At 68.3% G+C, this 20,083-nt stretch carries 17 protein-coding genes and 1 pseudogene; 17 read left to right on the top strand and 1 reads right to left on the bottom strand.

The features are described from left to right. The 12 genes from ACOGXQ_RS04145 to ACOGXQ_RS04090 all read left to right on the top strand — a co-directional run bounded on the left by ACOGXQ_RS04145 (position 1) and on the right by ACOGXQ_RS04090 (position 15,845). Positions 1-372: a type II toxin-antitoxin system RelE/ParE family toxin gene (locus tag ACOGXQ_RS04145; RefSeq protein ID WP_419946187.1), complete on the top strand. Its 372-nt coding sequence runs from the start codon at positions 1-3 to the stop codon at positions 370-372. A 23-nt stretch (positions 373-395) separates the two neighbouring features. Next, positions 396-773 (top strand): helix-turn-helix domain-containing protein, encoded by a 378-nt coding sequence (locus ACOGXQ_RS04140; RefSeq protein ID WP_419946186.1) that lies wholly within the window; start codon positions 396-398, stop codon positions 771-773. A 22-nt stretch (positions 774-795) separates the two neighbouring features. Continuing rightward, positions 796-1,785, top strand: a complete 990-nt coding sequence (locus ACOGXQ_RS04135) for a hypothetical protein (RefSeq protein ID WP_419946185.1) — start codon at positions 796-798, stop codon at positions 1,783-1,785. Positions 1,786-1,868: 83 nt separating this feature from the next. Further along, positions 1,869-3,296, top strand: coding sequence for an NAD-dependent succinate-semialdehyde dehydrogenase (locus tag ACOGXQ_RS04130; RefSeq protein WP_419946184.1), 1,428 nt, complete (start codon positions 1,869-1,871; stop codon positions 3,294-3,296). Between the two features lie 530 nt (positions 3,297-3,826). Then, positions 3,827-4,303 (top strand): CopG family transcriptional regulator, encoded by a 477-nt coding sequence (locus ACOGXQ_RS04125; RefSeq protein WP_419946183.1) that lies wholly within the window; start codon positions 3,827-3,829, stop codon positions 4,301-4,303. Beyond that, entirely contained in the window at positions 4,300-4,668 is a 369-nt protein-coding gene (locus ACOGXQ_RS04120) for a DUF5615 family PIN-like protein (protein ID WP_419946182.1), read from the top strand. Before ACOGXQ_RS04125 ends, ACOGXQ_RS04120 begins: the two co-directional genes overlap by 4 nt. Positions 4,669-4,742: 74 nt before the next feature. Beyond that, positions 4,743-6,491, top strand: a complete 1,749-nt coding sequence (locus ACOGXQ_RS04115) for a cation:proton antiporter (RefSeq protein ID WP_419946181.1) — start codon at positions 4,743-4,745, stop codon at positions 6,489-6,491. A 44-nt stretch (positions 6,492-6,535) separates the two neighbouring features. After that, a complete protein-coding gene (locus ACOGXQ_RS04110; RefSeq protein WP_419946180.1) occupies positions 6,536-8,713 on the top strand; it encodes a CoA transferase in 2,178 nt (725 codons plus the stop codon). A 51-nt stretch (positions 8,714-8,764) separates the two neighbouring features. Then, positions 8,765-11,125 (top strand): xanthine dehydrogenase family protein molybdopterin-binding subunit, encoded by a 2,361-nt coding sequence (locus tag ACOGXQ_RS04105; protein ID WP_419946179.1) that lies wholly within the window; start codon positions 8,765-8,767, stop codon positions 11,123-11,125. 88 nt (positions 11,126-11,213) lie between these two features. Next, on the top strand, positions 11,214-12,509 hold the full coding sequence (locus tag ACOGXQ_RS04100; RefSeq protein WP_419946178.1) for an O-acetylhomoserine aminocarboxypropyltransferase: 1,296 nt from the start codon (positions 11,214-11,216) through the stop codon (positions 12,507-12,509). 4 nt (positions 12,510-12,513) lie between these two features. Continuing rightward, entirely contained in the window at positions 12,514-13,359 is an 846-nt protein-coding gene (locus tag ACOGXQ_RS04095) for an alpha/beta fold hydrolase (protein ID WP_419946177.1), read from the top strand. 140 nt (positions 13,360-13,499) lie between these two features. Next, positions 13,500-15,845: a cell wall-binding repeat-containing protein gene (locus ACOGXQ_RS04090; protein ID WP_419946176.1), complete on the top strand. Its 2,346-nt coding sequence runs from the start codon at positions 13,500-13,502 to the stop codon at positions 15,843-15,845. Positions 15,846-15,889: 44 nt separating this feature from the next. On the opposite strand, the gene ACOGXQ_RS04085 is transcribed toward ACOGXQ_RS04090, so the two are convergent. Further along, on the bottom strand, positions 15,890-16,030 hold the full coding sequence (locus tag ACOGXQ_RS04085) for a hypothetical protein (protein ID WP_419946175.1): 141 nt from the start codon (positions 16,028-16,030) through the stop codon (positions 15,890-15,892). A 311-nt stretch (positions 16,031-16,341) separates the two neighbouring features. Here ACOGXQ_RS04085 and ACOGXQ_RS04080 point away from each other — a divergent pair, with 311 nt between their 5' ends. From ACOGXQ_RS04080 to ACOGXQ_RS04060, 5 genes and pseudogenes are all read left to right on the top strand, one after another. After that, positions 16,342-16,881 (top strand): FAS1-like dehydratase domain-containing protein, encoded by a 540-nt coding sequence (locus tag ACOGXQ_RS04080; RefSeq protein WP_419946174.1) that lies wholly within the window; start codon positions 16,342-16,344, stop codon positions 16,879-16,881. 90 nt (positions 16,882-16,971) lie between these two features. Further along, positions 16,972-17,394, top strand: a complete 423-nt coding sequence (locus ACOGXQ_RS04075) for a MaoC/PaaZ C-terminal domain-containing protein (RefSeq protein WP_419946173.1) — start codon at positions 16,972-16,974, stop codon at positions 17,392-17,394. Between the two features lie 150 nt (positions 17,395-17,544). Continuing rightward, positions 17,545-17,703: a transposase gene (locus ACOGXQ_RS04070; protein ID WP_419946172.1), complete on the top strand. Its 159-nt coding sequence runs from the start codon at positions 17,545-17,547 to the stop codon at positions 17,701-17,703. Positions 17,704-17,904: 201 nt separating this feature from the next. Next, a complete protein-coding gene (locus ACOGXQ_RS04065; RefSeq protein ID WP_419946171.1) occupies positions 17,905-19,491 on the top strand; it encodes a fibronectin type III domain-containing protein in 1,587 nt (528 codons plus the stop codon). Continuing rightward, positions 19,389-19,754 (top strand): annotated as a pseudogene (locus ACOGXQ_RS04060) (Calx-beta domain-containing protein); the annotation flags it as partial. The gene ACOGXQ_RS04065 and the pseudogene ACOGXQ_RS04060, both read left to right, overlap by 103 nt. Between the last annotated feature and the right edge of the window lie 329 nt (positions 19,755-20,083).

The following is a 20,083-nucleotide window of genomic DNA, read 5'->3' as shown; positions in this document are numbered from 1 at the left end:
GTGGCTTGGGAGATCAACGGCACCGACGAGTTCGCCGAGTGGTTCGGCCGGCTCGATGAGCCCGAGCAGGACGAGGTGATCGCTGTGGTGGAGCTGCTAGCGCGTGATGGACCCACGCTGGGTCGGCCTCATGCCGATCGCATAGCGAGCTCCAAGTTTCACAACATGAAGGAGCTCAGACCTCGCAGCGAGGCCAAGCACCTCAGGGTTCTCTACATGTTCGATCCGCGGCGTGAGGCGATCCTGCTGCTCGGTGGCGACAAGAGGGGGCAGTGGGATCGCTGGTACACGAGTGCCGTGCCCGAAGCCGAACGGCTCTACGAGCGCTATCTCGCGGAGCTCGACGGCGCTGGTGCTTCGGATATCGGCTGAAGACGAGAATGGGAGGCCACGACATGGGACACAAGAAGTTCAGTCAGATCGTTGGCGAGATCGGCCCGGAGCGACGTGCGCGCATCGACGCGATCAAGCACGTGGCTCAAGCGGAGGCCGTTGCATTCAATCTCGCGCAGCTCCGCAAGCACCGGCAGCTGACCCAGGTCGAACTCGCACAGCGTCTCGAGCGTGCACAGGCGTCGATTTCGGCCATGGAGACTTCGCAGGACAACCTGCTCTCGACATGGCGAGCGGCGGTCGAAGCGATGGGCGGACGACTCGAAATGGTCGCCGTGTTCGACGACGAGCGCATCACGATTCCTGCTGACGCGTCGTCATCGGTGCCTGAGCCGATGCGTCCGAATCCGGGCATCTCCGGGAAGCGCGGGGCGAGATAGCCCGCTTCTAGAGTCGTAGCCAATGGGTGAGGCAGTTCCGTTTCCGCAGAGCCAGCCGCGGGGATATGCATGGCTGGACGGCGAGCCGGCGTTCGATCCCGAGCGGCACCTGCAACTGGAGGAGCCCGTCGAGGTGCTGATGCTGGCCGATCTGGGCTACGACGCTGCCGAGATCGCCACGAAGGCCACGCCGGTGGCGCTGTCGTCGCCGTTCCGGGTGCTCAGCGACGAGGGCGCGGCGGTCATGCTGGAGACGGCACGTCGCCTGCGCTGCTTCACCCGCCCGGCGGGGGAGCGGATCGAGCGAACCGTGCGTGGCGGCTGCTACCGCTCGCGCTGGCTGCGGGACCTGTGCCTGAGTCCCGAGGTCACGGCGCATCTCGAGGCGATCTACGGCATCGAGATCGCCCCGCACCCGATGCCGGTGCATCTCGGCCACCTCAACTACGAGCCGTCCCAGATCGATGTCGGCATCGACAAGTGGCATCACGACACGCTGCCCCTCGACTACGTGCTGGCGGTGACCGATCCGGCCGAGGTTGCCGGCGGACGGTTCGAGTGGTTCGAGGGAACCAAGCACGAAGCCGCCGCGCTGGCCGACGCCGGAGAGCCGGTGCCTGCCGAGCGCACGGTGGCTCCCGAATTCGGTGGACCCGGCTACGCCGTCGCGCTGCACGGCGACATGGTGGTGCACCGTGCCGGCCCGCTCGACGCGATGTGCGAACGCATCTCGATGGTCAACGGCTACGTGTCCATGGACACCGCCGCCGACGAGCAGAGCCGCACCAAGAACCTCGTCGGCGTTGACGACCACGAGACACTGTGGACCGAGTGGGCCAAGTTCGCGGCCTGGCGCAGCAAGGATCGCCTCGCCCATCTCATCGACGAGCTGGAGTTCACCCCGGAGCGCGACACAGTCATCGCCCAGCTCGAAGACGCCATCGGCGACGCTCAGCGTGCCATCGACGAGATGCGTGCTGGCGAGAAGGGCCTGCTGCACTACGGCGACTGACCGAGCGGCTTCAACGCCAGATCGGCCTCGTCACGCCACGCTCTGCGGCGCGCAATGAGCCGCCGATTTGCGATGCTGGCGTGATGCAGACACAGATGCTCATTGGAGGCGATTGGCGGGGCGCCGCTGGCGGCGAGCTGATCGACGTCATCGACCCGGCGACTGGTGACGTCGCGGCTGGTGTCGCCGCGGGCACGCCCGCCGACGCCGTGGCCGCGTGCGACGCGGCTGCCGCAGCACAGCCCGGCTGGGCCGCAACAGCGCCGAGAGTCCGCTCCGAGGTGCTGCGAGATGCCCACCGCATCCTCATCTCCCACACCGACGAGCTGGCCGACCTCATCACGCTGGAGAACGGCAAGCCCCGCGCCGACGCCATCGGCGAGGTCGCCTACGCCGCGGAGTTCTTCCGCTGGAACGCCGAGGAAGCGGTGCGCATTCACGGCTCGATCAGCGTCGCTCCGTCGGGTGCCAACCGCATCATCACCCGCCACCCTCCCGTCGGTGTCGTGGCGATGATCACGCCGTGGAACTTCCCGGCGGCCATGATCACCCGCAAGCTCGCCCCGGCCCTCGCCGCGGGCAACGCGGTGGTCATCAAGCCGCCACGCGAAGCGCCGCTCACCTCCCTGCGGGTGGCAGAGCTGCTGGGCGAAGCGGGTGTTCCGCCCGGCGTCGTCAACCTGGTGCCTACCGCAAGCTCGGGCGCGTGGCTCGACGCCGTCGTCGACCACCCCGCAGTGCGCATGCTGTCGTTCACCGGCTCCACCGAAGTCGGCCGGGTCCTGCTGAAGCGCTGCGCCGACCGGGTGCTCAAGGTGGTGATGGAGCTCGGCGGCAATGCCCCGTTCATCGTGTTCGCCGACGCCGATCTTGAGGCCGCCACCGCCGGCGCCATGGTCGCCAAGATGCGCCACTCGGCCGAGACCTGCACAGCCGCCAACCGCTTCTTCGTGGAGGCACCGGTGCACGACGAGTTCGTCGAACGCCTCGCGGCAGCCATGGGTGCCATGAAGGTCGGCAACGGCAGCGACCCCGCCGTCACCTGCGGCCCGATGATCAATGCCGCCTCGGTGGACAACATCGACCGCCTGGTGCGCTCGGCGGTCGACGGGGGAGCGACGGCGGTCACCGGCGGCAACGCCATCGACGGTCCGGGCTTCTTCTATGAGCCGACCGTTCTCGGCGGCGTCGAGCCAGGCGCGCCCATCACCCGTGAGGAGATCTTCGGTCCCGTCGCGCCCGTCTCCAGCTTCACCGACGCTGACTCGATGGTGGCTGCGGCAAATGACACCGAGATGGGCCTCATCGGCTACGTCTACACCGGCGACCTCGCGAGGGGGCTGGCGGTCAGCGAGCGCATCGAGGCCGGCATGATCGGCCTCAACCGGGGCGCCGTGTCAGACCCCGCAGCGCCGTTCGGCGGCATGAAGCAGTCAGGGCTCGGCCGCGAGGGCGCCAGCGAGGGCATCTACGAGTTCTGCGAGACCCAGTACATCGCGGCAGAGTGGTAGCCGCGAGCGCGCTGTGCGTTCGCCCGTTCACGGACCACGCTCGATGCCACGTTGAGTGTCCGCTCCGCATCGTCGCCGGACGAGCAGGCACGCGACGATCCCGGTCAGAACGATCGCTCCCTCAGTTGCACGCGAGTCGGTCACCGCGAGCCATACGGCCGCAGCGATGCACAAGATGACGATGACGTATGTCGCGACCTGATCCCGGCGTTCATTGTTGATGTCTGCGTGGACCCGAGTTTCGTCAAGTTCGAGGCGATGTCGCTCCATCGTGTGTCGGTGATCCTGTTCTTTCGCCCAGTAGTCCGCGCGGTGCTTTCCCGATGCGGGCTTGACCTGCGAGGAGCTAGCGCCGTGGGCAGTAGCCCCGCACTCTCCAGGCGGTGCCGGCTGCCGTCGCGATGTAGGTGTGGACCTTGGCCGACGAGTTCGCGCATGATCCCTGAGCAACAAATCCATAGCGGTGTCGCCGCAGTGCCGCACTAGCGTGAGACCCATGTTCTGGGAGCCTGGACGAGCGAGACGGCTCAGTGAGTAGCGCGACATCGCTGCAGCTGGCCGACGAGCTGCGCTCGCGCCTGGAAGCGGAGAGCCAACGGATCGATTCCCCCGTCGAGTCGTTGGCTGCGGCGCTATTGGACGAGGGCCTCAGGATGAGGCGCTTCAGTGGCATCGTGTTCCGTGACGGTCCCACTGGTCGCCGAGCCGGTCTTGTGAACGGACCCGATGTTTGGGAGATCATCCGAGACCTGCAGTCGGCGACAGGTGATCACGCTGCCCGTGTGTCTCAAGTTCGAGATGAAGCAGCGCTGGCGGGCAGCGCCATCTCGCTCGCTGAGCAGTACTACGAGAGCTATCCGGCGGAGATCGACGATCGCATCGAACGGCACTACGAATTCGTAGAGCAGCTCCTTGAGGCAAACGAGACGGAGCGGCGGGCCGGAGCAGATGTCGAGTCTCGTGCAGGTGATCGGGGGACATCGCCGCGCAGCGGCATGTCCCTGTGAGATTCATCATCGACGAGATGTTCCCGCCAGCGGCGGCGGGCGAGCTTCGACGGCTGGGTCACGATGCAGTCGCCGTGGCTGGTGCCGAACTGGCTGGCGCAAGTGATGAATTCCTCTACGAGACGGCCGTGGCGCAAGGGCGGATAGTCGTGACCGAGAACGTGCGGGACTTCATTGGCCTTCAGGCCGAGCGCCTGCAGGCCGGGCAGCCAGCGATCGCGGTGGCATGCGTCCTCAAGCGACATCTTCCGCGAGGCTCGGCAGCGCTCGCACCTGCTCTGGCCCTGCGCCTCGATACCTGGGCCAAGGCGAACCCCGACCCCGTTGCCGGTCCGCACTGGCCGAGAGCCACGCGCTTGGCCTGAATCAGGGCGCACTGTCGGACGCTGCAGAACCTCTCGGCCCCAGGGGCTACCAGCGCCCATAGTCTTGGCGGCAAGTGCTGTTAGCTGCGTCGGCACCGCCGCTGTTGAGCGAACTGGCGATCCTGCTGGTTGCGGGGACACTGATCGCCTTTGTGTCGTCGCGTTTCGGGGTGGTGCCGATCGTCGGGTTCCTCCTGGCCGGTGCCGTCATCGGCCCCAGCGGCGTCGGCCTCATCAGCGACATCGACCTGGTCAACCAGTCAGCCGACATCGGCGTGATGCTGCTGCTGTTCACGCTCGGCATCGAGTTCAGCCTCGAGCGGGTGCGCCAGTTGGCGTCGCTGGTGGTGATCGGGGGCGCCAGCCAGGTGGCGCTCACCACGGGCATCGTCACGGCGATCGTCATGGCCTTCGGGGTCGACTGGCAAACGGCGACCTTCACCGGTCTGCTGGTGTCCCTCAGCAGCACCGCCATCGTGCTGAAGGTGCTCGCCGGCCGGCGGGCGACGACATCGCCGATCGGCAACGTCTCGATCGCGCTGCTCATCTTCCAGGACCTGGCGATCGTCGCCATGGTGCTGGCGGTGCCGTTTCTGGGCGGAGAGACGACCGGCGCGGTCGACATCCTGCTCGCACTCGGCAAGGCGGCGGGCATCGTCGTAGCGGTCGTGGTCGTGGCCCGGACGCTGGTGCCCGCGTTCCTGCGGAACCTCTCGCGCTTCCAGTCCGCGGAGGTGTTCCTGCTGGCCATCCTGGCGATCTGTTTCGGCACGGCGTACCTGACGAGCCTGCTCGACGTGTCGATCTCGCTCGGCGCGTTCCTCGCCGGGCTGATGGTGAGCGAGAGCCGCGTCGCCGCACGGGCGCTCGGTGAGGTGATGCCGCTGCAGATCCTGTTCTCGGCCACGTTCTTCGTGTCGATCGGCATGCTGCTCGACGTCGGCTATCTCGGCCGCAACCTGCCGCTGGTGGTCGGTCTCGCCATCAGCGTCGTCATCATCAAGCTGGTCACGACCGCATCGGCCACGCTGTTGCTGCGCCAGCCTCGGGCGGTCGTTGCTTCCAGCGCGATCGTGCTGGCGCAGGTTGGCGAGTTCTCGTTCGTTCTCGAACGAGCCGGCGAGGAAGTCGGGTTGGTTCCGGCAGGCCTCGCCAATGGCACCGATGCGTTCATTGCCGTCACGGTCCTGTTGATGGCGCTCAGCCCGTTCGGTGTGCGCTGGGGCGACGGTCTCGCTGCTCGGCTCGAGGCCGTTGCTGACGACCGGGGAGCTCGGCGCGCGCCGGTCGGCGTCGACGACCTCCCCGATCCCGCCGAGCACGAACCGCTGGTGGACCACGCCGTCGTGAACGGATTCGGCCCCCGGGCGCGCCGCATCGTCAGCGCCCTCGAGCTGGCGCACATTCCGTACACGATCGTGTCGCTCGACCCCGAAGCCCAGCGCTGGGCGGCCTCGACGGGCAGAAGGGTGCTCATCGGCGATGTCTCGCGGCACCTGATCGCGGACCGGGCGGGCCTGCGCGACGCACGCATCGTGCTGTCGGTGGACAGCCCCCCTTCGGCTGTGGAGCAGTTCGCCCGGATTGCCCGCGAACACAACCCCGAGGTGGTCGTGCTGGCCTGGGCGGCAGATCCGGCCGACGCTGCCGATCTCGAGCGCGAGGGTTTGGTCGATCACGTCGTCGCCGAGCGGCAGGCCGCCCACGATGCGCTCATCGCCCATGCGCTCGGTCATTTCGAGCTGGGAGAGCCGGCAACCGAAGCCGTCACCCACGCGGTGCTGCACACTGAGCGACCAGAATCAGACTCCGACGGCGACTAGCTGCTAGGCAAACGGACGTGGCGTGCCTTGACGGGATCCGGGTCGTGGAATTGACGGCCGGCATCGCGGGACCGTACGCAGCGCGCTTTCTGGCAGATCAGGGCGCGGATGTCGTGAAGGCGGAACCTCCCGGGGGAGATCCGTACCGAACCGATCCGGGCTTTCAGGCGGTGAGCCGCAACAAGCGCTCGGTGGTGCTCGACGACGTCTCCTGGGAACGGGCACCGATGCCTGGCGATGCCGCCGGAGCACCGGCGCGGCTGGGGGGCATCCTGCGGCCGACCGCTGAGTCGGTCGCGACGCCGGCGCTCGCCGGTCTGCTGGGCGGCGCAGATCTCGTCTTTGTGCCCGACGGCCCGACTGCGCAGGCTGTGCGGCAGGTTGCACCGGGTGCGGTGATCGTCTCGTGCCCGACGTGGGGCGACCGAGGGCCGTACGCGACGCGCGCCGGCACGCCGTCGCAGATCGCCGCGGTCACCGGCATCGGCTGGAACCAGATCAGCTATTCCGAGGGTCCCGTCGAGCTGGTGGTGCCGCTGGCCTCGTACGGGGCGGGAATGCTCGCCGCGATGGCAGCCGCGGCGGGTCTGTACGCACGGCGAGCCCACGGCGCTGCACCCACCTACACCGTCTCTGAGGTCTCCGGCTCGGGCGCCATGCAGATCGGCGATTTCGAGGTGCCCGAGATGGCCGGCCTCGACCGCGACGGCTCGTGCCCGCTCGGCTCGGCCGGCCGGCTGCCCGTCTACCGGCTGTTCCGGGCCGCCGATGACCGTTGGATGTTCGTGGCCTGCGGCACGCTGCCCTTCTACGTCGCGATGCTGCGAGCCATCGGCCGCGAGGACCTGCTGGGCGACGAGCGCTTCGAAGATCCACCGTGGGGACTGCTGGACCTCGAACCGCTGGCAGAGATCACCCCGATCCTGGAAGAGGCGTTCGCGCAGCGCGCGCTCGACGAGTGGCTGAAGATCTTCGCCGCACACGACGTGCCCTGCCAGCCGACCCAGACCCGTGAGGAGTTCATGGCGTCGCCGCTGGCGGCAGTCAATGGGCTCGACACGACGGTGTCCCATCCCGATCTCGGCACCGTGCGCACCCCTCCCCAGCCCATGTGGATCGACGGATGCCCCGCCGTCGAACTCCAGCCGGCTCCCCGGCTGGGCGAGCACACCGGAGAGGTTCAGGCTGAGCTCGAGGCAGGGGAGTGGCCTGCCCAGCCCGTTCCCGCATCCGCCGACGACACCACGGCGCCGCTGCGTGGTGTGAAGGCGGTCGATCTGAGTTCCTTCATTGCCGGGCCGGTGATCACCCGCCACCTGGCCATGCTCGGTGCGGAGGTCACCAAGATCGAGCAGCCCGGCGGCGACCCGTTCCGCGTGCTCGGGCCGTACTTCAACGGCTGGAACCAGTCCAAGCGCTCGATTTGCCTCAACCTCAAACAAGACGCCGACCACGAGGTCATGGCCAGGCTCGTCGCCGACGCCGACGTGGTCGTGGAGAACTTCCGACCCGGCGTCGCGGCACGCCTCGGCGTCGCCGATGAGGACCTGCGCCGCATCCGGCCCGACGCGGTGCTCGTCAAGAGTCCCGGTTATGGCCGCGACGAATCCATGGCGGACGTGCCGGCCTTCGACCCGCTGCTGCAAGCCCTCGGCGGGATCATGGCTGCGCAGGGCGGCGACAGCGAGCCGGTCTTCCTCACGGTGCCAGTGCACGACGCTGCCACGCCGATGATCGCGGCGTTTGGCGTGCTGTGCTCGCTGTACCGGCGCCTGTCCGATGGGCAAGGCAGAACGGTCCGCACCTCGCTGACCCAGACCGTCACCGCAGCACAGGCCGCCGAGTTCGTGCAGTACCACGGGCGACCCGAACCCGAGCTGGGCGGTCTCGACTACCGCGGCCCCGCAGGGGACCGCTCCTACCTCGAAGTGCCCGATTCCGACGCACCCGACTGGATCTGGCACGAGACCACGCCGGAGGGCGCCAGCGAGCTGCCGGTCGAGCGGCGCGGCTTCGTGGGCGCAGCGGTCGCAATCGAGAACAGCCATGTCGCCGATCTGCCCGAGACCGAATGGGGGCCCATGACCCAGGTGGGCACGCTCGTCGGCGGCATCGACGTGACGATGCGCCGCGCCCCCTTCCTCGACGAGCATCGTGCGGAGATCACCGCAGAGCTCGCTGCGCTCACAGGAGCCGACGCGCGGCCTGCGGCCGCCGACTGAGGTTCGCTGGTCCGGCTAGAAGGTGCGAAACAACGTCACTACGGTGACGCCATGACGACCGCGAGACTTGCCTCTGAGGATCTGCCGATGCTGCGCGGCGAGGCGGCCTTCACCGCCGACCTGCCGCTGCCCGACGGCTGCCTGCACGCCGCATTCGTGCGCTCGACGGTGGCTCACGGCGAGCTGGGCAACGTCGATCTCAGCGAGGCCGAGCGAGCACCCGGAGTAGCTGCGGTGCTCGATGCGGAGCTGGCTGATCTGGCACCGCTGGAGTACTACCGGGCCACCACCCTCGACGGCCAGATGGCCCGACCGCTGCTGGCGAGCGGGCGGGTCCGCTTTGTCGGCGAGCCCATCGCCGTGGTGCTGGCTGATTCACCTGCCGAGGCGCTCGACGCGGCCGAACTCGTGACCGTCGACATCGACGAGCTGCCCGCTGTCATCGACGCCGAGCAGGCCGCCGCTGATGAGATCCTGCTCTACCCCGGCGCGGGCACCAACGTGGTGCGGCCGCTGGAGGGTCCCGACGGCGGCGGCTTCCTGTCGCAGCCCACCACGCCGGCGGACCCCGCCGCACCGCCGGCCCAGCCGGGTGACGATCCCTGTGCCGGCGCCCATTGCGTCGTCGAGCTCACCTGCGAGAACGATCGGATCACCTCGCTGCCGATCGAGCCGTGCGCCATCGTGGCGACACCGTTCGAGCTGATCCGCGGCACGCCGCCGGCGGCCGGCGCATCGCCCGATTGCGAGCTCGACATCTGGAGCACGGGCCAGGGCGTGCACAGCTCTCCCTACCTGTACCGGCGGCTGCTGGGGGTGCCCGTCACCGCGGTGCGGGTCCGCGAGCCCTACGTCGGCGGCGGCTTCGGCGGTCGGGGCGACCCGATGCCTGAGTTCTTCGTGGTCGCACGGGCCGCTCAGATGCTCGGCCTTCCGGTGCGCTGGGTGGAAAGCCGCCAAGAGCAGTTCATCTCGATGCCCTATGGGCGAGGTCAGCGTCACCGTATCCGGATGGGCTTCGATCCCGGCGGCCGAATCACCGGCATCGACGTGGTCATGTGGTGCGACGCCGGGGCCTACCCGCACATGGCGCCGATGCTGACCGCCGCCAGCTACCGCCAGAGCACCGGGCTGTACCGGGTGCCGCGGCTGCGCTACCGCATCGGCTCGGCCGTCACGAACGCGCCCCCGACCGGGGCGTACCGCGGCGCCGGGCAGCCGGAGGTGAACGCGGCCCTGGAGCGCGCCATCGACGCCGGCGCCCGGCAGCTCGGCCTCGACCCCGCCGAGGTGCGCCGCCGCAACCTGCTGCGTGCCGACGAGCTGCCGTTCGACACGGGCACCGGCATCACGCTCGACAGCGGCGACCCGCATCGTGCGTTCGACACTGCCCGAGAGCTCGTCGACGTCGAGCACTGGCAGTCGCTGGCCGCCGAGCGCCGGGCAGCCGGCAACCGCTCAGCCCTGATCGGGGTCGGCTACGGCTGCTACAGCCAGTCCGCCGGCAGCGGCGACGATCCCGACTACGCCTCGCTGGAGCTGGGCGCAGACGGCAGCGTGCTGGTGACCTGCGGCAGCCACGGCCACGGCCAGGGCCACCACAGCCTGTGGACCCAGATCACGAGCGCCCGGGTCGGGATCGCCGAAGGCTCAGTCCGGGTGAATGACGCCGACTCGGTCACTGCCAGTTCCGCCGGGGTCACGGGCGGCTCGCGCACATCGTTCGTGCTGGGCAGCCAGATCGCCGAGGCGGCAACCGAGCTGCGGGCGCGCATCTGCGAGGTGGCGGGCGAGCTGCTCGAAGCCAGCCCCGACGATGTCGAGGTCACGCCGGACGGCGCTCACGTCGCCGGCGTGCCGTCGCGCGTGACGAGCTGGACCGACATCGCCGCAGCCGCACCCGAAGGCATCTCGGCGACGGTCCTCGAACGGCGCAGCGGACCCACCCATCCCTACGGCACCCACGCCGCGGTCGCCGAAGTCGATGCTGACACCGGTCGTGTCGCCCTGCTGGCGTTCGCAGCGGTCGACGACTGCGGACGGATGCTGCACGAGGCATCGGTGGAAGGCCAGCAGCACGGGGGAGCGGTTGCGGGCATCTCCCAGGCGCTGATGGAAGCCGCCCGATGGGACCCCGACGGCACGCCCCGCACCACCACGCTCGTCGACTACCTCATTCCCGCCGCAGCGGACGTGCCCCCGATCCTGACCGCCAGGCTCGGCATCCCCACCGACCGCAACGCCCTGGGCGCCCGCGGCATCGGCGAGAACGGCGCCATTGCCGCCCCTCCCGCCGTGCAGAACGCCGTCATCGATGCGCTCGCCCACCTCGGCGTCGCCCACATCGACATCCCCCTCACGCCCCAGCGGGTGTGGGAGGCCGTCAGCGCCGCCGAGGCCGCCAGCGGCTGAGCCGCGGCGGCCCTGCGGAGCCGACCGGGTGGCATGGGTGCCCGCGTGCTGAATACTTGAGTTCTCTCACACCGCGGCGGAGGAACCCATGGTCGAACCGGACTTCCTGCACTTCGACACGCTGGCACTGCACGCCGGCCAGCAGCCCGATCCCACCACCGGGGCTCGGGCCGTGCCGATCTACCAGACCACCTCGTTCAGCTTCACCGACACCGAACAGGCCGCGAGCCTGTTCAACCTCGAGATCCCCGGCCACATCTACAGCCGCATCTCCAACCCCACCGTGGCAGTGCTGGAAGAACGCATCGCGGCGCTCGAGGGCGGCGTCGGGGCCGTGTGCACGGCCAGCGGCATGGCGGCGTTCCACCTGGCCTGCGCCACCATCGCATCAGCCGGCGACCACATCGTGGCCAGCCGCAACATCTACGGCGGCACCCACAACATCCTGAGCCTCACGCTGCCCCGGTTCGGCATCACCACGACGTTCGTGGATCCCCGTGACCTCGACGCCTGGCGAGCGGCCATCCAGCCCAACACCAAGGTGCTGTTCGCCGAGACGCTCGGCAATCCGAATATCGAGGTGCTCGACGTGTCAGCCGTGGCCGGCGTCGCCCACGAGGCCGGCCTGCCGCTCATGCTGGACGCCACCTTCACCACGCCGCACCTGATGCAGCCCATCTCGATGGGCGCCGACATCGTCATGCACAGCGCCACGAAGTTCCTCGGCGGCCATGGCGTCGCGATCGGGGGAGTGCTGGTGGACGGCGGCCGTTTCGACTGGGCCGCATCGGGCAGGTTCCCGACGCTCACCGAGCCGTATGCGGGTTACCACGGCATCACCTTCAGCGACGAGTACGGCCCCCAGGCGCTCTCGATGCGGGCCCGCGCCGAGGGCCTGCGGGACTTCGGCGCAGCCATGAGCCCGTCGGTGGCGTTCCACCTGCTGCAGGGCGTCGAGACGCTGCCGCTGCGCATGGACCGCCACGTCGCCAACACCGAAGCCGTGATCGAGTTCCTGCTGTCCCACGACGCGGTCAGCTGGGTGAGCCACCCGTCGGTGCCGACGCACCCCGACCACGAACTCGCCAAACGGCTGCTGCCCAAAGGAGCTGGCGCAATCCTGAGTTTCGGCGTCGAGGGTGGGCGCGAGGCCGGACGACGGTTCATCGAGGCCGTCCGGCTGGCGTCGCACCTTGCCAACGTGGGCGACGCGAAGACGCTCGTCATCCATCCGGCGAGCACCACCCACCAGCAGATGAGCGCCGATGACCTTGCCGCCGCAGGCGTGGGCGAGGACTTGGTGCGTCTGTCGGTGGGCCTCGAGCATCCGGGCGACATCATCAGCGATCTCTCCCGCGCCCTGCGCGCCTCGCAGAAGGGCTGAGCCGATGGCAGCTACCGAAGTGTTCTCACTCGACGTTCGCGGCCAAACCGTCGGTGTGGCCACCGGGGGAGTGGTTCCGGATGCCGCAGCGGCGGCCGATCAGCCCGTGGTGCTGCTCGTGCACGGCGCGGGCATGAACCGCACCGTGTGGCAGCTGCAGACACGCTGGCTGGTGCACCACGGCTACACCCCGCTGGCGGTCGACCTGCCTGGTCACGGCAACAGCAAAGGCGAGCCCCTGGGCTCGATCGCCGAGATGGCAGCCTGGCTTGCCGATGCCATCGCGGCCGTGTGTGGGCTGCTTGGCTGCGACGAGGTCTGCCTCGTGGGCCATTCGATGGGATCGCTGGTCTGCATTGAGGCGGCCGCAGCCGACCCTGATCGCATCGCCCGGCTGGTCCTGCTGGGCACTGCCGCCGGGATGCCGGTGCATCCGGCGCTGATGGGTGCCGCCGAGCAGAACGAGTTGCTGGCACCCGAGCTCATGACTGCCTGGGGGCACGGCAGCCGCGCGCATGTCGCCGCCAATCCCACGCCGGGACTCTGGATGCTCGGAGGCAGCGTGGCCTTGCTGGAACGGGCCGATGACGGCGTGATCCACGCTGACCTGTCTGCTTGCGCGGCCTACGAAGCCGGCAGGGCCGCTGTCCGGGTTCGGTGTCCGGTGACCGTCATCGTCGGCAGCGAGGACAAGATGACCCCGCCTCAGGCGGTCGTCTCTTTGATTGCCGACTTCGCCGACTGCGATGTCGTGCACCTCGCCGACACCGGTCACATGATGATGAGCGAGGATCCCGCGGCAGTGCGGGGTGCGTTGGCGAAGGCCCTGGCTCGTGCCCGAAACTGCTGAGTCGATGGTCGAGTCAGTGGTGCGGTTGAGTCGGCGGTTGAGTCAGTGGTGCGGGCCATACTGTGGCGGTGTTCGCCTCTGTCATTTCGCAATGCCGTCGTCTTTCGGTTTCTGCTGTTGCGTTCGTGGTGGGCGCGGGGATGTTGTTGTTGCCGTCGGTGTCGGCTGCGCAATCCGATGGGGGGCACCGCAGCGCTGCTGATGATGGTGGCGCTCTTGCTGCGGTGCGTGTCGAGCGCTTCGGTGGTGCTGACCGCTATGCCACGTCGCTGCTGGTCGCGGAGGCGTTCGCTGCGTTGAGCGGCGGCGCGGTTGAGGAGGTTGTTGTGGTGTCGGGCACGCAGTGGACCGATGCTGTTGTGGCCGCTCCGTTGGCTGGTGTGGTCAGTGCCCCGGTCCTCTTGGTGCCTGCTGGCGGCTTGCGTGATGATCTTGCTGGGTTCATCGCCGGCGCTGGAGTGACCGACGCGATCATCATCAGCGCGGATTCGCCGGGACGCGGTCACGGTGTCGGCCGCGCCGTGGATGAGGCGATTCGTGCTGCTGGTGTGGGGGTGACCCGGGTCGGCGGCGGCGATCAGTATGCGACCAGTGTCGAGGTCGCCCGCCGGCTCGGCGCCCCGGGCGAGTTCGGCGGGTTCGGCGCTACTGCCATCGTCGCGTCGGGCGAGGTGTTTGCCGACGCGCTGGTCGCGGGGCCGCTCGCTGCCCGGCGTGGGCTGCCGATTGTGCTCACCCCGCGTGGCGAGCTTCATGCTGCTGCGGCGAGCTATCTGACAGATGCGGGCATCGATCATGTCATCTTGATGGGCGGTGCAGCGGCGTTGAGCACTGCGGTGCAGGCCGGCATCGAGAGTTTGGGCATCACAGTGGACCGAATGGCCGGGGCTACTCGGTTCGAGACAGCCATCGAGTTGGGCGAGTACGCCGCTGAGCACGTCGGGGGCTGCTTTGACAGCGCAATGATCGGCCTCGCACGCGCTGATGTGCCGTTTGATGCGTTCAGCGCTGCGCCGTTGCTCTCTGAGCGCTGCGCGCCGCTGGTGCTCAGCGGGCGGGACGCCGTCCCCGCGTCCACCGCGGCGTTCCTCGACAGCATCCGCGCTGGCGGCGACAGTGCAACACTCACGGTGTTCGGCGGCAACGCCGCCATCAGCGCCGACGCGATCGGTTCCTATCTGGGACAAACCACCGTCACCGCCAAGATCCAAGGCACATCCGTCGCCGACGGTCGGCCCGACGACCCGCCGTCTCAGGGTGGTTCTGAGGGTTCGGAGGTGGGTGGTTCTGAGGGTTCGGAGGTGGGTGGTTCTGAGGGTTCGGAGGTGGGTGGTTCTGAGGGTTCGGAGGTGGGTGGTTCTGAGGGTTCGGAGGTGGGTGGTTCTGAGGGTTCGGAGGTGGGTGGTTCTGAGGGTTCGGAGGTGGGTGGTTCTGAGGGTTCGGAGGTGGGTGGTTCTGAGGGTTCGGAGGTGGGTGGTTCTGAGGGTTCGGAGGTGGGTGGTTCTGAGGGTTCGGAGGTGGGTGGTTCTGAGGGTTCGGAGGTGGGTGGTTCTGAGGGTTCGGAGGTGGGTGGTTCTGAGGGTTCGGAGGTGGGTGGTTCTGAGGGTTCGGAGGTGGGTGGTTCTGAGGGTTCGGAGGTGGGTGGTTCTGAGGGTTCGGAGGTGGGTGGTTCTGAGGGTTCGGAGGTCAACTCCGTGTCCGACGGTGTTTACACCGCAATCGCAGCCGGCAGGGGGCATTCGTGTGCTGTCTCGACCGATGGCTCTATTGACTGCTGGGGCGACAACGAGTTCGGGCAGGCTGACGCGCCCGACGGTGTTTACACCGCAATCGCAGCCGGTGGGGGGCATTCGTGTGTTGTCTCGACCGATGGCTCCATTGACTGCTGGGGCCGCAACGACTTCGGGCAGGCTGACGCGCCCGACGGTGTTTACACCGCAATCGCAGTCCGCTGGCATTCGTGTGCTGTCTCGACCGATGGCTCCATTGACTGCTGGGGCCGCAACGACTTCGGGCAGGCTGACGCGCCCGACGGTGTTTACACCGCAATCGCAGTCGGCTGGGAGCATTCGTGTGCTGTCTCGACCGATGGCTCCATTGACTGCTGGGGCGACAACGAGTTCGGGCAGGCTGACGCGCCCGACGGTGTTTACACCGCAATCGCAGTCGGCTGGTGGCATTCGTGTGCTGTCTCGACCGATGGCTCCATTGACTGCTGGGGCGACAACGAGTTCGGGCAGGCTGACGCGCCCGACGGTGTTTACACCGCAATCGCAGTCGGCTGGTGGCATTCGTGTGCTGTCTCGACCGATGGCTCCATTGACTGCTGGGGCGACAACGAGTTCGGGCAGGCTGACGCGCCCGACGGTGTTTACACCGCAATCGCAGCCGGCTGGGAGCATTCGTGTGCTGTCTCGACCGATGGCTCCATTGACTGCTGGGGCGACAACCGTTTCGGACAGGCCGACGCGCTGGCGGGCAGCTAAGGACTGAGCTGCGTCTGCATGAGTTGCGTCGTCTCGAGGCATCGCTATGGGTGTCCGACGGCGCCTGAGCCAACCTGCTGGATGACGGTCTTGGCGACCAGCATCATGACGCCCCACAGCATCCCCAAGATCGCCGCCATCGTTGCAGCGATGACTGCGATCACCTGCATCGTGTCGCCGCCCACCGCTATCCCACAAAACGCGAAAAACGCGACGCACGGCTTCGCAGCCGACAGGAAAGCCCTCGCGGCTGCCGTATCCGCAGTGGCGGCAGATACCGGTCTGATGTCCGGGCAGGTCGTGCATGACTACTGGCTGATGCGCGCGCTGCGTGCATTCAGCGAGCACATGCCTGGCGACGGACAGTTCCGCCGGAGCCTGTGGGCGTTCGGCGGCAGCACAGCGCTGCGGGCGGCGTGGGGATGCGCCAGGCGTGAGCGGATGGCATCATGGGCCGACGGCAGCCAGGCCCAGCTTGCCGTGAGAGGAGCCGGACATGGCAGTCGAGCGATTCCCCGTGGAGGCCTCGCACATCTTGATGTTCGCGAGAGCCATCGGTGACACGAACCCGATCTACAGCGATCCCGAGTACGCGGCCGGCACCGAGGTCGGCTCGATCATCGCGCCGCCGACGTTCGCACAATCCAGCGCGCAATTCGATCCCGACTACTTCCTGCGTCCCAAGCCCGACAAGAAGTGGTTCGGCAGCGGTCGCACGGCGTCGGGAACGCTGGTGCGCGACCTCGCTGAGTCTGATGGCGACGACGTCAAAGACGAACGCGAGGGCGACAAGCAGTCCGGCGCCGCCGCTGGAGGCCTGCACGCTGAGCAGCACTTCACCTACCACCGGCATCTGAGGCCCGGCGACGTGCTGCACACGGTCACCTACGACGGCGAGCGGTGGGAGAAGCAGTCCAAGCGGGCGGGCATTCTCAAGTTTTCCGAGTCCGTCACCGAGTATCGCGACGAGGACGACGAGCTGGTCATCACGGCCAAGGGGGTCGGCGTCGTCACCGAGAAGGTCATCGATGGCTAGGCCGGAGATGCCCCATCAAATGCGGATCGAGGGCTAGTGGTTCGCCAGTTCCACGAACGCAGCACCCAGCATTCAGAAAGGCACGCAGACATGGCACTCAGCGCATCGCAGCTCAACGTCGGCGACAGCTACTCCGAGCTGATCGTCGACGACCTCACCCGCACCCAGATCGTCCAGTACGCCGGGGCGTCGGGCGACTACAACCCGGTCCACACCGACGAGAAGTTCGTCACCGAGGTGGCCGGCTACCCGACGGTGTTCGCCCACGGGATGCTCACGATGGGCATGACCGGGCGGATGGTCACCAACTACGTCGGCGACGGCCGGCTCACCTATTACGGCGTGCGGTTCACCAGCCAGGTGTGGCCGGGCGACACGCTCACTGCTGCAGCCGAGGTCACTGCCGTCCGTGACGAGGACGGCCGCAAGCTGGTCGACCTCGACATCGTCACGACCAACCAGGACGACCGCCCGGTCCTCACCGGCAAGGCCACCGCCCGCCTCGACGAATGAGCGCGTACTCTTCATCCCCCCGACGACCGGACCCGTCACGCCGCGCCGGACGGGTGATGAGCGAGCGGAATCGACACCTATGCCAGAGCGCTAGATCAAGTATCTGCAAATCGCGCTCCGAAACCTTTCAGCAGCACCGTTGACACCTTCTTGGCGTGGCACCCCCAGATCCTCGACTGGCACCACACCGGACGGCCCAGCAACGGCCGCATCGAAGACACCAACAACCTGCTCCAAGTCCTGCGACGCCAAGCCCACGGCTCCACCAACCACGCCAACTTCGAAACCCGCGGCATCCTCACCACCTAACCTGACCCCACCGAGCCCAGCAGCCCCAATCCCACAAGAACGCGAAGGCTCAACTACTCTGCCGCTTCGTGGGTTTGCTCAGTGCTTGCGGTTCGTCTTCAGGCACGTTGGCGCGGCGAGCGTTGTGGCCGGCAGTGTCGGCAGCGATACTCGCTGTGGTGCTGCTGCCAACGGCGTCGTCTGCTCAGTCTGAAGAATTGTGTGTCGTCTCAGCGTGACCCTGACGACGAGACGAGCACGTATTTCGCGCGGCGTCACACGTTCACGCTGGCTGAGGAGTCGTCGGTGTCGTGGGGCCGTTCCACGTCGAGCCGGCATGTGGACACTCACGCGCTGTTGATCGAGGGGTCCAGCTCTGATGGGTCCGGGACGGTGGTCGGCCGGTCGGGCGGGTCGCATCTGGTGCTCGCGGCGGGCACGTACACGATCGAGGCCACGACCCGGTACTCGGGGGCGGTGGGCACCTATTCGGTGTGGGCTTCTTGGGCGCCTGCGTATGAGCCGTTGGCGGTGGTGCTGGCGGGTTCGGCGTCGGTGGAGTTGGTGTATGACGTGGTGCTGGATTCGGGGTCGGTGCCTTCGGTGGGCGCTTCTGGCTATGAGCTGCGGTGGCGTCGGGTCGGGGAGCGGGAGTGGTCGTCTGCGGATGCGGGTGCGGGGCTGTCGTTCGCGGTGCGCTCTTTGGTGCGCGGCGCGCTCTATGAGGTGCAGGCCCGTGCGGTGTGGACGGGCGGGGAGACGGCTGTTGTGCTGTATGTGACCGGCTGGTCGGCGCCCGGTTCGGGGATCGCGGGTGCGTGGACGCCGGCGAATGTGAGGGTTGCGTCGGGGGATCGGACGCTGGTGGTGAGCTGGGATGACGTCCCGGTGGCGAGTCGCTATGTGGTGGAGTACTGGCCCGAGGACGAGCCGTCGGTCCGCGCGGTCGTTGTGGCGGTGCGTGACGGGGACCGGTGGCGTGCGGACATCACTGGGCTGGCCGAAAGCACCGCATATGGGGTGGCGGTGCGGTCGGTGCGCACCGCGGGCGGGCAGCAGGCGATGAGCGATCCGGTGACGAGCTTCGCTGTGCCGGGCACCTATGTCGGCGCGAGCATGCGGACGTCGAGTTATCTGGGCGTGTTCTTCAGGCGGCATCGGGTGATCCGTTACAGCGTGTGGTGGCAGGGCGACTGCGACGGCGATTTCGTGCTGTGGGATCGGTACTCGGGCGGCGGCGAGTGGCGGCGGCTGAGCGGTCTGGCCTACACGAGCAGCGGCGACGGCGGGCACACTCTGACCGCGCCCGAGCTGGGGATCGACACGACATCGCTCGGGTCCTATCGGGCTGCTCTGTCGAGCTCGGAGGGCCGCCGTCTGCAGTTGCGGTGCAGCCCGCAGGGCGCCGCGCTGCCGTCTGCTGCGCAGGACCCGCCGGGCCGGCTGGTGGGCGAGGTCGCGTTCCGCCGCAGCGGGGGCAGCTCGCCGCCCGCCCCGGCCGGGGTCAGCGCGACCGTGGACGGCACGCGCCGCCAGCGGCTGGTGTCCTGGCAGCCTTTCACCGCGGAGCAGCTCGCCCGTGTTGGTTCGAGCATCGTCGGCTACGACGGCAGTGGCGCTGGCTCGAGGGCGGCGTCGAGCGGACCGCGTCGCCGCTTGCTGGCGGCTATTCCGTCCAAGGGCTCGCGCCGGGCCGCGCGTATGAGGTGCGGGTGCGCGCCCGCAGTTCCACCCATGACGGTGTGTGGTCGGCGTGGGCGGACCGGCCCGCAGTGGCCGCCCCCGACGGATTGCAGCAGCGCGGCGTGACTGTCACCGCGGCGTCGGTGCGTGAGGGCGGCGGCGCCGCTGTGTTCACTCTGTCGGCGTTGCCGCCGCGCAGCACGACCGCCCCCGCAGCGCCGATCTGGGCGCGGTGGAGCACCGTGGCGGGCAGCGACGCGGCTGGTGCCGACTACACCGCCGCGTCGGGAATCGTGGTGATACCCGCCGACCGCAGCCGGGCCACGATCAGCGTGCCGATCGTCGACGACAGCGCTGTGGAGACGATCGAGTCGTTCACCGTGGAGATCGCGTACCTCACCGGCACCGCCGCAGCGGACACGACCGCGGTCGCCGCCATCAGCGACGACGACGGGAACGTGCCGGGTCTGCCTTCGGTCGCGCCGTGCGACGGGATTGTGCTGAGTGGTCGGGTGGCTGGGGTGTTCGATATCGCCCAGTCGGGCTATGGGGGCGATTCTCATGTGTTCGTCGATGTGGATGTGACCTGCGGCACGCGCAGCGATGCGGTGGGGCTGCCGGTCGGCGTGGGGGTCGTGTCGGGCCCCGTGTCGAGTCTGGGGGCGAGCAGTCATTGCGTCACCCGTGTCGGCACTCAGGCGGTCACCGGCTCGACCGG

The sequence above is a fragment of the Candidatus Poriferisodalis sp. genome, assembly GCF_965208485.1.
In the GTDB taxonomy this organism is placed as follows: domain Bacteria; phylum Actinomycetota; class Acidimicrobiia; order Acidimicrobiales; family Poriferisodalaceae; genus Poriferisodalis.
Note: the sequence above shows the minus strand (reverse complement) of the source record. Positions and strands in the feature narration are given on the sequence as shown.

Excerpts from the sequence above, each read along its gene's own strand:
- ACOGXQ_RS04140 (WP_419946186.1), top strand. The coding sequence starts at position 396 with ATGGGACACAAGAAGTTCAGTCAGATCGTTGGCGAGATCGGCCCGGAG.
- ACOGXQ_RS04135 (WP_419946185.1), top strand. The coding sequence starts at position 796 with ATGGGTGAGGCAGTTCCGTTTCCGCAGAGCCAGCCGCGGGGATATGCA.
- ACOGXQ_RS04130 (WP_419946184.1), top strand. The coding sequence starts at position 1,869 with ATGCAGACACAGATGCTCATTGGAGGCGATTGGCGGGGCGCCGCTGGC.
- ACOGXQ_RS04105 (WP_419946179.1), top strand. The coding sequence starts at position 8,765 with ATGACGACCGCGAGACTTGCCTCTGAGGATCTGCCGATGCTGCGCGGC.
- ACOGXQ_RS04100 (WP_419946178.1), top strand. The coding sequence starts at position 11,214 with ATGGTCGAACCGGACTTCCTGCACTTCGACACGCTGGCACTGCACGCC.
- ACOGXQ_RS04095 (WP_419946177.1), top strand. The coding sequence starts at position 12,514 with ATGGCAGCTACCGAAGTGTTCTCACTCGACGTTCGCGGCCAAACCGTC.
- ACOGXQ_RS04090 (WP_419946176.1), top strand. The coding sequence starts at position 13,500 with ATGTTGTTGTTGCCGTCGGTGTCGGCTGCGCAATCCGATGGGGGGCAC.
- ACOGXQ_RS04080 (WP_419946174.1), top strand. The coding sequence starts at position 16,342 with ATGGCAGTCGAGCGATTCCCCGTGGAGGCCTCGCACATCTTGATGTTC.
- ACOGXQ_RS04075 (WP_419946173.1), top strand. The coding sequence starts at position 16,972 with ATGGCACTCAGCGCATCGCAGCTCAACGTCGGCGACAGCTACTCCGAG.